The sequence below is a fragment of the Stenotrophomonas sp. Sm6012 genome (assembly GCF_030985895.1).
In the GTDB taxonomy this organism is placed as follows: domain Bacteria; phylum Pseudomonadota; class Gammaproteobacteria; order Xanthomonadales; family Xanthomonadaceae; genus Stenotrophomonas; species Stenotrophomonas forensis.
This window is the reverse complement of the sequence record NZ_JAPTFX010000004.1, coordinates 46,486-59,775: the sequence shown is the minus strand read 5'-3', so window position 1 is coordinate 59,775 and position 13,290 is coordinate 46,486. Positions and strand designations below refer to the sequence as shown.

Sequence of the window (13,290 nt, the reverse complement as noted above, 5' to 3'; positions counted from 1 at the left end):
TGCAACAAAACTGCAGAAAAAGCTGGATTAAAGTGATGCCTCACGATAAATTGCGCACCCCCCGTTGCTCGCCGCCGCCCGCACCCCGCCCATGCGTGATGACAAAGACCCCGGAACCCTGGAGCTGACCCTGCCGCGCAAGCGCGGTCGTCCGCCCAAGTTCGGGTACGCAATGAGTGATGCACAGCGGGCTGCGCGCTACCGTGCGCGCAGGGCAGGGCAGGCCAATCACGCCGATGTGCGCTCCTGTTCGGACATGGTGCTGCTGGACAAGATCCGCGCTGCGGTGAGCGCCCGTGATACCGAGCTGGCCGGTTTTCTCGTCCACGTGCTGTGGCAGCGATACCCCCTGCAGCTGAAATAGGCCCTCGCCGGGGTGGCCCTTGTCATCGAGCTTGTTGATAATGCGGGATTCAGGTTGTTCCCGCTGGCGCGCCCGGGATGGCAGGCGCGCATGATCGAACGGTTCCCAAGATGACCACCACCAGCGACACCACCACCGAAGCAGCGCCGAGCGGTGCTCCCCTGTTCTACACCCGTCCGGTGCCGCTGCAGGCCGATGTGCACGCCGATCTGCGCGTCCTGCCGGGCAAGCTCGAGTTCGCCGCCGGCAACAACGCCATTCCGCTGGTGCTGGGCGAGTTCTCGCTGGCGCTGCACCACTTCCCGATCCTGTTCGCCGGCCCGACCGCGGTGCCGATGGCCGCCGTCGGCGTGTCGGAAGAGAACCTGTTCATCAAGGACGGCCTGTGGGAAGACGAGGCCTATGTCCCGGCCTACCTGCGTCGCCACCCCTTCATCTTCATCGACACCGGCGCCGACAACGACTTCCTGCTGGGCATCGATGAAGAGAGCCCGCGCGTGGTCAAGGGCGGTGACGAAGGCCAGCCGCTGTTCGTCGACGGCAAGGCCACCGACATGGTGCAGCAGGCGCTGGAATTCTGTGGCCAGTTCACCCGTGAGCACGAGCAGACCCAGGCCTTCTCCAAGGCCCTGATCGACAACGGCCTGCTGGTCGAGCGCAACGCCACCGTGCGTACCCCGGATGGCCGCGAGTTCAACCTCAATGGTTTCCAGGTGGTCGACGTCGAGAAGTTCGTTGCACTGCCGGAAGCGACCGTGGTGGAGTGGCATCGCAGCGGCTGGCTGGCGCTGATCCACCAGCACCTGATGTCGCTGGGTCGCTTCAATGACCTGACCCGTCGCCAGGTCGAGCGCCTGGCCGCCTGATCAGTTGGCAGGCATGGTTTCCGCAGTGCGGGAGCCATGCCAGTGCCACAGTACCTGCAGCAGTCGCCGCGCATCGATCCAGTCCGGTGCGGTGTCATGGCCGAGTTCCCACAGGTCGGCCGCGATCTCGGCCTGGTCGGCGGCGCCGCAGATCTGCAGTGTTCCCTGCAGGCGGTGCGCATGATGGCGCATCGCCCTTGCATCGCGATCCGCGAGCGCCCGCTCGATACCTGTCAGCTCGCCGTGGATGTCGGCCAGATGCGCGGGGCCCAGCGCCGCAACCGGGTTGGGCGATGCGTCGCCAGTGATGGGCGTCAGCTGCAACGCCTGCAGCAATGGCGTGACCTGCAGCGGCTTGGTCAGCATCGCGTCGAATCCGGCCTTGCGTGAACGCGCCACGTGCCTGCGCCCGGTGCGGGCGGACAGCGCCACCAGTCGTAGTGGCCCACGGGCCTGGCCGCGCAGTTGCCGCGCCAGTGTGTAGCCATCCATGCCCTGCAGGCCGATATCCATCAGCACGACCGGGCGCGGGGCCCTGCTCTGCTCGGCCAGGGCGTCTGCAGCGTCGGCAACGGCATGCACGCTCGCGCCGAGCCGTCGCAGCTGCTCGGCGATGATCTGTCGGTTCAATGGATGATCCTCCACCAGCAGCAGGTCGAGGCCGGCAAGCGGGCAGTCGAGGGCAGCTTCATCCGGGACCACGACATCGCTGCCGGCGGGCTGTACCGGCAGGCACAGGGTGAAGCGGCTGCCGCGCCCCACGACGCTGTGCACGGTGAGGTCGCCGCGCATGGCGCGGGCCAGTTCGCGGGCGATGGAAAGGCCGAGGCCGCTGCCTCCGCGCATCTGGCCGCCTTCGCCCTGCTGGAAGGCGCGGAACAGGTGCCCGATGTGCCTGGTGTCAATGCCAATGCCGCTGTCGATCACATCCAGCACCAGCGCCCGGGGCTCGATTGGCGGCGCCAGCTGCACGCGCAGCTCGATGCCGCCGACATCGGTGAACTTCACTGCGTTGCCGAGCAGGTTGTCGACAATCTGACGAAGCGCTTCGGCATCCAGTGCGACAACCGGTACAGGATCGGGGGTGCAGTCGAATCGAAGCTGCAGGCCCTTCAGCCGGGCCTGGGGCCGGATCGCGTCCAGCGACTGCCGGCAAAGCGAGGCCACATTGCAGGCACCTGCGCGTGGCCTGAAGCTGCCACCGGCCAGGCGCGAGAAATCCAGTGACCGGTTCAGCAGGCTGCGCAGTGAGCGCCCGGCGGCCGTCGCGGCCGCAAGCAGCTCGCGCTGACCGTTGGCCAGGGGCGATCGGCCCAGCAGATCAATCGACATCAGCATCGCCTGTGCCGAATTGCGCATCTCGTGGCTGACCATGCCCGCCGCGCGGGCGTCACGGCGGCGCTCACGCTTTGTGCGACGGGCCGCGACATGCCACAGGATCGGCAGGCCGGCCAGCAGCGCGGTCAGAGCCAGAAGCCAGTGCGGCGGCGGCATGCGCATCTGGTCGAACATGCGCTGGATCGAGGCGGGTAGTGCCTGACGGGCCCAGAGTTGCAGCAGGCCGGCATGCTCTTCCAGCGTGATGTCGTGCAGTGCCTGGTCGATGCGCGCCAGCAGTTGGCGGTCAATGCTGCGCACGATCAGGTACAGGTCGGTGGAGAATGCGCTCTCGAAAGGCTGCAGCTGCAGCGTGCCGCCGAAGTGGCGCCGGATCATCGGCTGCAGCGTCGATTCAAGGCCAATCGCGACATCAGCGACGCCGGTCTCGACAGCCACCAGTGTTGCGTGCCGGTCAGGCAGGTGCAGCAGATGGAGCTCGGGGTGATGCACCTGCAGCCATTCGGCATAAGGCCCGCCATTGACGACGGCCAGTGTCCGCCCGTCCAGTTGCGCGACATCGTGCGGCAGGCGCCCACCGCTGCGGCCGGCCAGGACGGTCTTGCCGCCGCGGAAGGGAGCCGAGGCTACAAGGCCTGCGCAGGGTTGATGCAGCGGCCGTACTGCACCGATGACCAGCACCAGGTCGGCCTGTCCCTGGCATACCGCCGCCACCGATGCATCAGTGCTGGGGTAGGGATGTTCCGTGAAGCGCAACTGGGAGTGGCGTGCCACGAGCGTGGCGTAGCCGTGGGCGAGGGTGGGCAGCGGCGCTGTATCAGCCAATGCCGGTGGCAAGGGGCGCAGCGAGGGCGCTGTCGCCACGCGGACTTCGCGTCCCGCCGCCCAGGGCGGCGACGGCGGGTCCCCGGCCGACACCGTCGGCAACAGCAACAGGACCAGCAGCAGGGCGGGGAGCGGGCGCGGGCGTTGGCGCCGACTCACAGTGACTCCAGTTGCTGCCGCATGGCATAGATCTCCGCATCGTTGCGCAGGCCCAGCTTGCGTAGCGCGGCCTTCTTCTGCGTGCTGACCGTCTTGATGCTGCGATGGCGCTGCTGGGCGATCTCCGAGACGGTGAGGCCGGCCAGCAACAGGTGAAGCACTTCACGTTCGTTGCGGCTGAGGTCTTCGCTGTCCGCCGGATTCCTGCAGTCGGGGGGCAGGCGGTCCAGCCCCAGCGACACGCGCACGATCGCTTCGGAAAGCAGGGGCAGCGGCTCGGCCTTGCTGACCACGCCCCTGACCCCGGCGTCGATCAGCGGGCCGATGTGGATGCTGGGTGACAGGGTGGCAAAGGCGAGCAGGGGGATGGCTGGGAATGCCGCGCGCAGCAGTCCCACCAGCTCCATGCACTCGCGATCCCCGCGCGCCAGCGTCAGGTCGATGATGGCCACATCCACCGGTGTTCTTTGCAGATCCTGGATGAACGCATCGCTGTGCCCATGGCTGGCGACGATCCTGAAGCGGATGTCCCGGGACAGATGCAGTGCGGTCCCGCGTCGGACGACTTCGTGATCGTCCAGGAGTGCCAGTCGCAGCCGGCGCGGTGCAGGATATCCATTCATGCGCACAGAGGTGGTCAGCGCCCGCGGGCGTGGCGACCATTCTGGCGCTGTTGCCGTGTTGCACATCGAATTTGTTGGATTTTTGCGATTATTCCTAAGTATCGATCGTCAATGAATATTGAAGTCGGCAATGTTCATTGATGAGGGCGATGGACGGGGCGGTCAGGTCGATGCGCTGCGCGGCGTGTGTGCGGCGGGCGCCATCAGCACGGTCAGCAGCACGGTATCGCCCTGCGGGCCAGCATCGAGCGCGGTGGTCTCAAGCGCTTCGATCAATGCATTGATGCGGGCGAGGCGTTCGTGGTCGGCGCGGAAGGACAGGTGGCGGACCGCGCAGTTGCGGTGCGGTCCTTCAAAGCGGGCGGCTGCGTGGCTGGCGGCCGTGGCGAACGCGCGCAGGGTGGCGGCGACCACGCGCGTCGCCACGCGAACGAGGCTCCGCCGGCCGGCCGGGGTACGCACCGCATCGCGGGAGGACAGCCGTGCCGAGGCCGCCGCGTACACGGCTTCGGGCCGGCGGCCGGTGTCGCGGTGTTCGGTGATGCGTACCAGGCCGTGCTTCTGCAGGTGCGCCAGGTGGTGGTAGAGCGCGGTGGCGGGGCGGCCCAGGCGCTCGGCGAGTTCGCGGATGCTGGCCGGACCCTCCGCGTCCAGGCGCTGCAGTATTGCCATGCGTGTAGGCGAGGCCATCGCGGCAAGCTGGGCGGGTGTCAGCGTGAGCGCCGCCGGGGTGGCGCGGCTTGCGGCGGGGGAGTTCATAATTCAAACTATAGTCTAAATTTGAATTATATGGGCTCGGGAATGCGCACGGCACGTATCTGGATTGCCCTGGGGAGTCTGTTGCTGGCGGTGGCGGGCAGCGTCGCGCCCGCTGTTGCCACGGAAGTGGCAGGTGGCGATGCCTCAGGCAGCGCGAACGGCGCACTGAATGCGGCCGTGATCCAAGGCATCGACCGTGGCGTCGGCCAGGTCATGCGTCGCTTCAATGTTCCCGGTGCGGCGGTGATGGTCCTCCAGGACGGGCGCCTGATCCACGCCAAGGCCTATGGCCAGCGCGACAGGGCGCGGGACCTGGCGGTGCGTACCGACACGCCCTTCGAGATCGGCTCGATCACCAAGCAGTTCACCGCCGCTGCGATCCTGCAGCTGCAGGAGGCCGGCAAGCTCATGCTGGATGATCCGCTTGCCAGGCATCTGCCGGACGCCCCGCATGCGCACGAGGTGACCCTGCGCCAGCTGCTGTCCCACACCAGCGGCCTGCACGATTATTTCGACGGGCCCGAACAGGAGGTCGATGCGCTGGTGACGCAGCCCATTGCATTTGATCGGCTGGTCGCGCGCGTCCGCGATCGTCCTCTCGATTTCGCGCCGGGCAGCCGCTGGTCGTACTCCAATACCGGGTACATCCTGCTCGGCCGGGTGATCGAGGTGGTATCGGGCGAACGCTACGTCGACTACGTGCGCCAGCATCTGCTGGAGCCGCTGGACATGCGGAACACCTTCACCCTCGCCGATACGGAGCGACTGAATGGCATGGCAGTGGGGTACCGGCACGAGGCGGGCGTGCTGCGCCGATCACCCTATTTCCACCCGGACTGGAGTGGGGCTGCCGGCTTCCTGGTCAGTACGCTTGACGATCTCGCGCGCTGGGATCGTGGCCTGAGCGCGGGCAAGGTGATCAGCCCGGCCGGCTACCGTGAAATGACCACCCCGGTTCACACCGCTGAGGGCGGTAGCGCCGACTATGGGCTGGGGTTGTTCGTCAACGCGGCCTACGGCCAGGCCCGGATCGGCCATACCGGTGGCTCGCAGGGGTTCACCACCGCCGACGAGTACTTCCCCGGGCTTGGGCTGCGCATCATTGCCTTCACCAATCTGGGAGACAAGACGCCGGAGGCCGGAATCACGCTGACCAATGCGGTCTTCAGTGCGCTTCATCCCGCCATCGTCGCTGCGTGGAGCCGGCCTGCGCCTGGCGAAGAGGCTGCGGTGACGGCGCGTGCACGGGCGACGTTTGAACAATTGCAGGCCGGAAGCGGCTACGCGGACTTCAATGCGAGCCTGCGCGGAAAGCTGGAGGCGGGGCTGGGCGCTGGGCTGGCGAAGGCGATCGGGCCCTACGGCACGCCCTCCGCCCTGATCTTCAAGGGCACGCAGGCCAGCGAGAAGGGCACGATGTACCGCTACGTGGCCACGTTCGGCCCCGGTGTCTTCATGCCGTACATGATCCGCCCCGACGAAGAGGGCAGGGTCGCAGGGTTCGCGCTGGATTGAGTGCGGGGAGTGGGCCGGGCGGGGCGACCGGTCGATCAGCAGGTCTTGCGCGGGGGCGTCTGATTGCGAGGACTGCTGTCCGGCCCCGCCGATCCAGTGGCGCGGCTGCCGCTGATGGCGTGCTGCACGGCCCGCTGCAGCTTTTCGAGATGGAACGGCTTGGCAACGAACGGGGCGCCGCGATGCCTTGCCGGCACCAGCTGGTCATAGACCGCCGACACGAACAGATAGGGCACGCCGAGCTCGGCCAGCCGATCGGCAACCGGGAACACCACGCCGTCGCGCAGTTCGACATCCAGCACGGCGCCGTCGAACTGCCGGGTGTCGAGCAGCTCCAGCGCATCGAACACGCTGTAGGCATGCGTGACCTGGTCGCCCTCTTGCTGCAGTGCCTGTTCCATCAGGTTGGCCAGGTCGAACTGGTCCTCCACCAGCAGCAGGTTGCAGGTGTGCGGGCGGGATTCGGGATGCATGCCGGTGGTGCCTGTTTCACGTGGGGAACCGCAGTGTGCGGCCTGCTGCATCAACACCGTGGATGCGCGGTGTCAGCCCGGTGCGAAGTGCTGGCGTAGCGGCCGCGCAGCGCCGTAGCAGGAAGTCATCGCACCGACTGCGGCACCCGTCGCAGCTTCCGGGTGTCGTACCCCATCGCGGCGATGCGCTGCACCGCCTGCTGGTAATCGCGGTCCGATACCTGTGGCGTGCGTGCCATGTACCACACATAGTCGCGCTTGCTGCGCGCCACGATGGTCTGGCCATAGTCATCGGCCAGCCAGGCGATGATGTACTCGGCCTGGATCGGCCAGATGAACTGCATGCCCCACACCGCGCCGTTGCCTCCCTTTTCGACCCGGCCGATGGGATGCATCGACTTCTGTGGCGCCTCGAAGCTGCCCTTGCGATAGGTGAAGGTGGTCTGGATGCGCCCATCGGGCCTCAGCGCGTAGCTTTCGACTGCGTCGAACGCCTCGCGCTCAGGACGCGAGGGAATGTGGGCGATCACATACCAGTCGCCCATGAAACGCGGCACGTCCACCGATGGCGGGCGTGGCAGAGGCCGTGTGTCATTGGAGCTGCAGCCGGTGCCGAACAGGCCGACCGCCAGCAGGGGGAGCAACGAGAACATGCGCATGTCACACCTCAGCGGGGACGGAACAGGTAATGGGCCACCAGCCATTGCTGGCCGTCGTCGTAGCCGAACAGTTCGGCGCAGGCCATCCAGAACATGCGCCAGCGCTGCCACCAGATCCGTGCGGCCGCTTCGCCGTAGGTAGCAACCAGCACCGGCATCACGCGGTCGCGGGCCGCATCCTGGTTGGCCAGCCAATGATCGGCGGTGCGCTGGTAATGGGTGCCATCGATCAGCCAGCGCTGCTCCAGCTGCAGGTCGTGCTGGAAGTGCAGCAGGGTATCGGCGGCAGGCATCAGCCCGCCGGTGAAGAAATGCCGGCCCATCCAGTTGTCACCGCCGTCGGTTTCGAACGGATACATCAGCGTGCGATGCGCGAAGATATGCACGAACAGTGCACCTTCCGGCTTCAGCCATTGCGCGATGCGCGCGAGCAGGCGCTGGTAGTTGCGCACGTGTTCGAACATTTCGACCGAGACGCAGCGGTCGAACTGCGCAGGTGGCAATTCCAGCTGGTTGACGTCGCGGGTGAGTACCTCGACGTTGTGCAGCCCACGCGACGCACACTGCGCCAGGATGTGCTGGCGCTGGCTGTTCGAGTTGGACACGGCGGTGATCCGGGCGAGCGGATAGCGCTCGGCCATCCACAGGGTCAGCGAGCCCCAGCCGCAACCCAGCTCCAGGATGTGCTGGCCATCGGCCAGCCCGGCACGTTCGCCGTACAGGGCCAGCATTGCGTCTTCGGCCTGGTCCAGGGTCTCGTTGCCGGTCGGGTAGTAGCAACCGCTGTACTTCAGCTGCCTGCCCAGGCAAGCCTGGAAGAAGGCGGCGGGTACCTCGTAGTGCTGGCGGTTGGCGGCATCGGTATGCAGCGCCAGTGGGCTGTCGGCCAGTTCGGCGATGCGGCGGTTGAAGCGGGCCGACTGGCCCTCGATGCCGCCCTCGGCTTCCTCGTGCAGGCGCTGCGCGCACAGGCGCCGGATGCCGGCGCGCAACGCCGCATCCGGAACCCAGCCACGCTCGGCCCAGGCGATCAGCCCGCTCTCACCCGCTTCGGTGGGGTTCTGTGACGGGATCGCGTTCATGCAGCGTGCTCCTTGGAGGGGCGTGGGAACCAGGGGAAGAACATCGGGGTCGTGCGCTGGTAGTCGCGGTAGTCGTCGCCGCGGCTGCGCAGGGCCTGCTTTTCGGTGAACGGAATGCCGCTGAGGTAGCGCAGGAACACATACATCAGCAGCGGACCGGCCCAGGCCAGCCACCACAGCGGCGAGCCGACCGCCAACAGCACATAGGTGAACCAGTGCAGCCATTCGAAGAAATAGTTCGGGTGCCGTGAGTAGCGCCACAGGCCATCCCGGCAGGTGCGGCCCTTGTTGGCCGGGTTGGCGCGGAAGCGGGCCAGCTGGCGGTCGGCCAGCGCTTCACCCCCCACGCTGAGCAGCCAGACCCCCGCAGCGGCCACGATCCAGATCGACAGCCCGGGCCGCGGGTTGGCCGCCACCGCGACGAAGGGCAGGGCGAACAGGATGATCAGCAGGGCCTGGGCCATGAAGAAACCGAAGATCTTTCCCTGGTGGCCATGCCAGTGTTCGCGCAGGTAGCGATAGCGTCCGTCCTCCGCTTCGTGACGGACCCGGTGCCACAGATGCAGGGCGAGGCGGCTGCCCCACACGCCGCCGAGCGCGCCCAGTGCCACCCGTGGCATCAGCGCGCCATCGCCGAGCAACGCAAGCAACAGTGCAGATGCGCCGACGCCCTTGGCCCACAGCACATCAACCACCCCGATGTTTGTGTGGCGACGTTGCCAGGCCCAGCCCCAGCTCATTATCAGCACGGCGTACAACAGCACCCATGACAGCTCGATCATGACGGCGCTCCAGCGAGGGGTGGCTGTGGCGTGCCGAGCGATCCGCGCCGGGCACGGCTGCACAGCAGGGAAAGCGCGATGCTCCAGCCAACGCCAAGCACGACCAGGCCGTGCCATGCCGGCGCTGCGAACCGCACTGCGTCAAAGCCGCGCGCAGCAGAGAGGTAGGCCAGTGGCGCCAGCAGCAGGCCGAACAGCATCGGCAGCGCGGCGTGCCGCTGCAGGAAGCGCATCGAAGTGGTCAGCGTCATCGCGAACGCCGCCCACAGCGCCATGATCCACGGCGGCGGCGCCCAACCGAACGCGGCGGCGGCATAACGCACCGTGCCGCTGGCCGCTGCGCTGGCGTCGACCAGCCAGGCGCAGGCCAGCGCCCACGCCAGCAGCCGCAGGTCCAGCTTCGGCTGCGGCGAGGTGAGCAGTTGGCTGCCGATGTACAGCGACGCAGCCAGCAGTGCGGGCCATTGCCAGCCGCGACCGGCGCCGGCCACGGCGCTGAGCCAGACCAGTTGGTTGCCGAGCAGGTTGGTCCAGAAGCGGCTCATCTCAGTGCCCGCCGTCCGCATCCGTGATCGGCCGATGGCCGGGGCGCGCCAGCAACAGGTGGGATACACCGATCGAGCGTTCGAGGAAGCCGCCCTCGCAATACGCCAGGTAGAACTCCCACAGCCGGCAGAAGCGCGCGTCGAAGCCTTGTGCCTGCACCTCGGGCAACTGCGCCAGGAAGCGCTGGCGCCAGGCGCGCAGGGTCAGCGCATAGGAGTGCCCGAAATCCTGCTGGGCGATCAGCTGCAGGTCGCTGGATCGGGTCTTGGCCGCCATGATCGCGTTGATCGATGGAATGAAACTGCCCGGGAAGACGTAGCGCTTGATGTAGTCGACGCTGCGCCGGGCCTGTTCGTAGCGGTGATCCTCGATGGTGATCGCCTGCAGCAGGGCCACGCCGTCCGGCTTCAGCAGGCGCTGTAACGTGGCCAAATAGGTGTCCAGGTACTCGGCGCCGATCGCCTCGATCATCTCGATTGAGACCAGCTTGTCGAACTGGCCCTGCAGGTCGCGGTAGTCCTGCATCAGCAGGGTGACCCGGTCCTGCAGGCCGGCGGCCTGCACGCGTTCTGCGGCCAGCGCATGCTGTTCGGCGGAAATGGTGGTGGTGGTGACGTGGCAGCCATAGTGCGTAGCGGCATGCACGGCGAAGCCGCCCCAGCCGGTGCCGATCTCCACCACGCGATCGCCGGGGCTGAGCCGCAGCTGCTGGCAGATGCGGTCCAGCTTGCGCCGCGAGGCCGATTCCAGCGATTCGCTTTCATCGGAGAACAGCGCCGAGGAATACATCAGGTCCGGCGACAGGAACAGGGCGAAGAAGTCGTTGCCCAGATCGTAGTGCGCGGCGATGTTGCGGCGGCTGCCTTCGCGGCTGTTGCGGCGCAGGCGGTTCCAGCCACGCAGCAGCCAGCCGCCGACGCGGGCTGGGCCGTGTTCCATGCTGTCGAGCAGATCGCGATTGCGTACCAGCAGCCGTATCAGCGTGACCAGATCGTCGCAGCGCCATTCACCGTTGATGTAGCTCTCACCTGCGCCGACGCTGCCTTGCGCGGCAACCTTCCTGTAGAACGCCGGGTCGTCGATGGTGACGGTGGCATGCAGTTCGCCTCGGGCATCGCCAAGCCACACCTCGCCGAGCGCGTCACGCACGCACAGCCGGCCCGCGCGCAGCGGGGCGAGCTGGGCCAGCAGGCGGCGGCGCAGGAAGGCATCCAGTGCGCCCGGGCGCGGCAGCGCGACCGAAGGAGTCATCGAGTTCATCGCGGTTTCCCGGCAAGGTTGGGGTGGTCGTGGACGGGGTTGCGCTTCAGCCACAGGCGCAAGGCCTGCCAGTGGATGGCGGCCACCACCTGCAGCGTCATCAGCGGATAGCAGGCAAGCACCCGGGCCAGGCCAGGGCCATCCAGTGCGCGGCGCTGCATGGCCTGGGTGGCATCGAACTGGCGGACACCGTCGCGCCAGACCTGCATGTGCACGCGCAGGTCCTCGCCGGGCACGTTGAAGCGCCAGTCATAGCGGCAGTCCATCGGCATGAAGGGTGAGACGTGGAAGCCTTTGTCGAACTGCCAGCGCAGCGAGGTGCCTTCATGGGTGGCCGTGGAGATCGGCAGCACATAGGCATGCCGTTCCTTCCACGGGGTGTTGGTGATCTCGGCCACGATGCAGTCCAGGGTGCTGCCATCGGGCTGGTAGCAGTAGTAGAAGCTGACCGGATTGAATACATGCCCGGCAAAGCGCAGGTGGGTAAGAAGGCGCACCGGGCCGGCAGGCCGGAAGCCGAGCGTGGCCGCGGCGTGGTCGCGTACTGCATCGGCCAGTGGCCGCGTGGAATCACCAAAGTAGTCGCTGCGGCGGAATTCGGCCAGGTTGCGCCGATTGATCGACCACAGCCAGCGGCCAGCGAACACCGTATCGAGCTCGTCCAGGTCGAGCAGCAGCTGCGCGATCGGGTAACGGAACGCATGCGGGTGCGGGTGATGCCGCCGATGCATCACCTGCCCGAAATAGAGTGCGCTGGCGCTCATGCCGCGATCTCGCCGGCTGCCGGCAGCAGCCGGTGCGGCTCGCAGGCACGCAGCGCATCGACCACGCGCCGCGCACTGCGGATTCCATCCTCATGAAAGCCCCAGCCCCAGTACGCGCCTGCAAACCAGGTGTGGCGACGACCCTGCAGCTCGGGCCAGCGCTGCTGGGCCCGGATGGCAGCGTGGTCGTGCACCGGGTGGGCGTAGCGCAGCGTGCGCAGGACCTTGGCCGGATCGATCGCCTCACTGCGGTTGAGCGTCACCACCAGGGGCGTGTCACCGGGCAGGCCCTGCAGCAGGTTCATGCAGTAGCTGACCGTGCAGGGCGCAGACGGGTCACGCGGCACGTGCGCGTTCCATGCGGCCCAGGCCTTCCGGTCGCGCGGCAGCAGCGTTGCGTCGGTGTGCAGCACCGCTTCGTTGGGCTGGTAGCGGATGGCCGCGAGCACTTCGCGTTCGACGCGGTCTGCGTCACCCAGCAGCGCAAGCGCCTGGTCGCTGTGACAGGCCAGGATCACCTCATCGAAGCCCTCCACGCCGGCAGCACTGTGCACGCGCGCACCCCACGGCATGCGCTCGACCGAATGCACCGGGCATTGCAACCGCTCACGCACGCGCCAACGGGCGCGCAAGGCGTCGACATAGCGTGCCGATCCGCCGCTCACTACGCGCCAGGGCGAGCGCCCGGTCATCTGCAGCATCTGGTGGTTGGCCATGAACTGGGCCAGGTAACGGGCCGGGAACTCCATCACCGAGCGGGTGGGGGAGGACCACAGCGCCGATGCCATCGGCAGCAGATGCTCTTCGATGAATGCCTCGCCATAGTGCTGGGCATGCAGGTACTGGCCCAGGGTAGGGCCTTCATCCTCGGCCAGCAGCAGTGGCGCGTCCCGGTAGAACCGGCGCAGGTCGGCCAGCATGCCCCAGAACCGGGGTGACAGCAGATTGCGGCGTTGGCAGAAAAGGCCGTCCAGCGAGGTGGCGTTGTACTCCACGCCGCTGCGCTCGCTGTGCAGGGAGAAGCTCATCGTCGTAGGTTGGGAGGCCACGCCCAGTTCGTCGAACAATGCCGTCAGCAGCGGATAGTGCAACGGATTGAAGACGATGAAGCCGGTGTCCACCGCCATCTGCAGACCATCCACCTGCACGTCGTGGGTATGGGTATGGCCGCCCAGATAATCGTTGGCCTCGAACAGCGTGACCTCGTGTTCGCCGTCCAGCCACCAGGCGCTGGCAAGGCCCGCAATGCCGGAGCCGATGATCGCGATGCGCATG

General features: G+C 67.2%; 14 protein-coding genes. 3 read left to right on the top strand and 11 right to left on the bottom strand.

What is annotated here, in order from left to right; genetic code table 11:
• The first annotated feature begins 91 nt into the window (after positions 1 to 91).
• Both O0J73_RS01710 and O0J73_RS01705 read left to right on the top strand, forming a co-directional pair.
• Positions 92 to 364, top strand: a complete 273-nt coding sequence (locus O0J73_RS01710) for a hypothetical protein (RefSeq protein WP_005409616.1) — start codon at positions 92 to 94, stop codon at positions 362 to 364.
• 110 nt (positions 365 to 474) lie between these two features.
• Positions 475 to 1,230, top strand: a complete 756-nt coding sequence (locus tag O0J73_RS01705; RefSeq protein ID WP_049458102.1) for a SapC family protein — start codon at positions 475 to 477, stop codon at positions 1,228 to 1,230.
• Here the strand turns inward: O0J73_RS01705 and O0J73_RS01700 are convergent, their stop codons facing one another.
• From O0J73_RS01700 to O0J73_RS01690, 3 genes are all read right to left on the bottom strand, one after another.
• Positions 1,231 to 3,552 (bottom strand): ATP-binding protein, encoded by a 2,322-nt coding sequence (locus O0J73_RS01700; RefSeq protein ID WP_308307861.1) that lies wholly within the window; start codon positions 3,550 to 3,552, stop codon positions 1,231 to 1,233.
• The gene (locus O0J73_RS01695) at positions 3,549 to 4,175 is read right to left on the bottom strand and encodes a response regulator transcription factor (protein WP_197562922.1); all 627 of its coding nucleotides are present in this window, start codon (positions 4,173 to 4,175) and stop codon (positions 3,549 to 3,551) included. The genes O0J73_RS01700 and O0J73_RS01695 overlap by 4 nt, the downstream gene beginning before the upstream one ends.
• Positions 4,176 to 4,337: 162 nt before the next feature.
• A complete protein-coding gene (locus O0J73_RS01690) occupies positions 4,338 to 4,934 on the bottom strand; it encodes a helix-turn-helix domain-containing protein (RefSeq protein ID WP_197562804.1) in 597 nt (198 codons plus the stop codon).
• Between the two features lie 42 nt (positions 4,935 to 4,976).
• On the opposite strand from O0J73_RS01690, the gene O0J73_RS01685 reads away from it, so the two are divergent.
• On the top strand, positions 4,977 to 6,449 hold the full coding sequence (locus tag O0J73_RS01685; protein ID WP_197562806.1) for a serine hydrolase domain-containing protein: 1,473 nt from the start codon (positions 4,977 to 4,979) through the stop codon (positions 6,447 to 6,449).
• 35 nt (positions 6,450 to 6,484) lie between these two features.
• On the opposite strand, the gene O0J73_RS01680 is transcribed toward O0J73_RS01685, so the two are convergent.
• The 8 genes from O0J73_RS01680 to O0J73_RS01645 form a co-directional block, all read right to left on the bottom strand.
• Positions 6,485 to 6,922, bottom strand: a complete 438-nt coding sequence (locus tag O0J73_RS01680; RefSeq protein WP_197562808.1) for a response regulator — start codon at positions 6,920 to 6,922, stop codon at positions 6,485 to 6,487.
• Between the two features lie 125 nt (positions 6,923 to 7,047).
• The gene (locus O0J73_RS01675) at positions 7,048 to 7,581 is read right to left on the bottom strand and encodes a lipocalin family protein (protein WP_006445253.1); all 534 of its coding nucleotides are present in this window, start codon (positions 7,579 to 7,581) and stop codon (positions 7,048 to 7,050) included.
• An 8-nt stretch (positions 7,582 to 7,589) separates the two neighbouring features.
• Positions 7,590 to 8,663, bottom strand: a complete 1,074-nt coding sequence (locus O0J73_RS01670; protein ID WP_006445254.1) for a cyclopropane-fatty-acyl-phospholipid synthase family protein — start codon at positions 8,661 to 8,663, stop codon at positions 7,590 to 7,592.
• A complete protein-coding gene (locus tag O0J73_RS01665; RefSeq protein ID WP_006445255.1) occupies positions 8,660 to 9,445 on the bottom strand; it encodes a DUF1295 domain-containing protein in 786 nt (261 codons plus the stop codon). Before O0J73_RS01665 ends, O0J73_RS01670 begins: the two co-directional genes overlap by 4 nt.
• Positions 9,442 to 9,990 carry a DUF2878 domain-containing protein gene (locus O0J73_RS01660; protein WP_197562810.1) on the bottom strand — a complete coding sequence of 183 codons (549 nt, stop codon included), beginning with the start codon at positions 9,988 to 9,990 and terminating at the stop codon, positions 9,442 to 9,444. Before O0J73_RS01660 ends, O0J73_RS01665 begins: the two co-directional genes overlap by 4 nt.
• A 1-nt stretch (position 9,991) precedes the next feature.
• Entirely contained in the window at positions 9,992 to 11,251 is a 1,260-nt protein-coding gene (locus tag O0J73_RS01655; protein ID WP_006445257.1) for a cyclopropane-fatty-acyl-phospholipid synthase family protein, read from the bottom strand.
• Entirely contained in the window at positions 11,248 to 12,015 is a 768-nt protein-coding gene (locus tag O0J73_RS01650) for a DUF1365 domain-containing protein (protein ID WP_197562814.1), read from the bottom strand. The genes O0J73_RS01655 and O0J73_RS01650 overlap by 4 nt, the downstream gene beginning before the upstream one ends.
• Positions 12,012 to 13,289 (bottom strand): FAD-dependent oxidoreductase, encoded by a 1,278-nt coding sequence (locus tag O0J73_RS01645; RefSeq protein ID WP_006445266.1) that lies wholly within the window; start codon positions 13,287 to 13,289, stop codon positions 12,012 to 12,014. Before O0J73_RS01645 ends, O0J73_RS01650 begins: the two co-directional genes overlap by 4 nt.
• Position 13,290 lies beyond the last annotated feature (1 nt).

Coding starts and splice junctions, on each gene's coding strand:
- O0J73_RS01705 (WP_049458102.1), top strand. CDS start 475: ATGACCACCACCAGCGACACCACCACCGAAGCAGCGCCGAGCGGTGCT.
- O0J73_RS01670 (WP_006445254.1), bottom strand. CDS start 8,663: ATGAACGCGATCCCGTCACAGAACCCCACCGAAGCGGGTGAGAGCGGG.
- O0J73_RS01710 (WP_005409616.1), top strand. CDS start 92: ATGCGTGATGACAAAGACCCCGGAACCCTGGAGCTGACCCTGCCGCGC.
- O0J73_RS01695 (WP_197562922.1), bottom strand. CDS start 4,175: ATGAATGGATATCCTGCACCGCGCCGGCTGCGACTGGCACTCCTGGAC.
- O0J73_RS01690 (WP_197562804.1), bottom strand. CDS start 4,934: ATGAACTCCCCCGCCGCAAGCCGCGCCACCCCGGCGGCGCTCACGCTG.
- O0J73_RS01685 (WP_197562806.1), top strand. CDS start 4,977: ATGCGCACGGCACGTATCTGGATTGCCCTGGGGAGTCTGTTGCTGGCG.
- O0J73_RS01660 (WP_197562810.1), bottom strand. CDS start 9,990: ATGAGCCGCTTCTGGACCAACCTGCTCGGCAACCAACTGGTCTGGCTC.
- O0J73_RS01675 (WP_006445253.1), bottom strand. CDS start 7,581: ATGCGCATGTTCTCGTTGCTCCCCCTGCTGGCGGTCGGCCTGTTCGGC.
- O0J73_RS01680 (WP_197562808.1), bottom strand. CDS start 6,922: ATGCATCCCGAATCCCGCCCGCACACCTGCAACCTGCTGCTGGTGGAG.
- O0J73_RS01650 (WP_197562814.1), bottom strand. CDS start 12,015: ATGAGCGCCAGCGCACTCTATTTCGGGCAGGTGATGCATCGGCGGCAT.
- O0J73_RS01665 (WP_006445255.1), bottom strand. CDS start 9,445: ATGATCGAGCTGTCATGGGTGCTGTTGTACGCCGTGCTGATAATGAGC.
- O0J73_RS01655 (WP_006445257.1), bottom strand. CDS start 11,251: ATGAACTCGATGACTCCTTCGGTCGCGCTGCCGCGCCCGGGCGCACTG.
- O0J73_RS01645 (WP_006445266.1), bottom strand. CDS start 13,289: ATGCGCATCGCGATCATCGGCTCCGGCATTGCGGGCCTTGCCAGCGCC.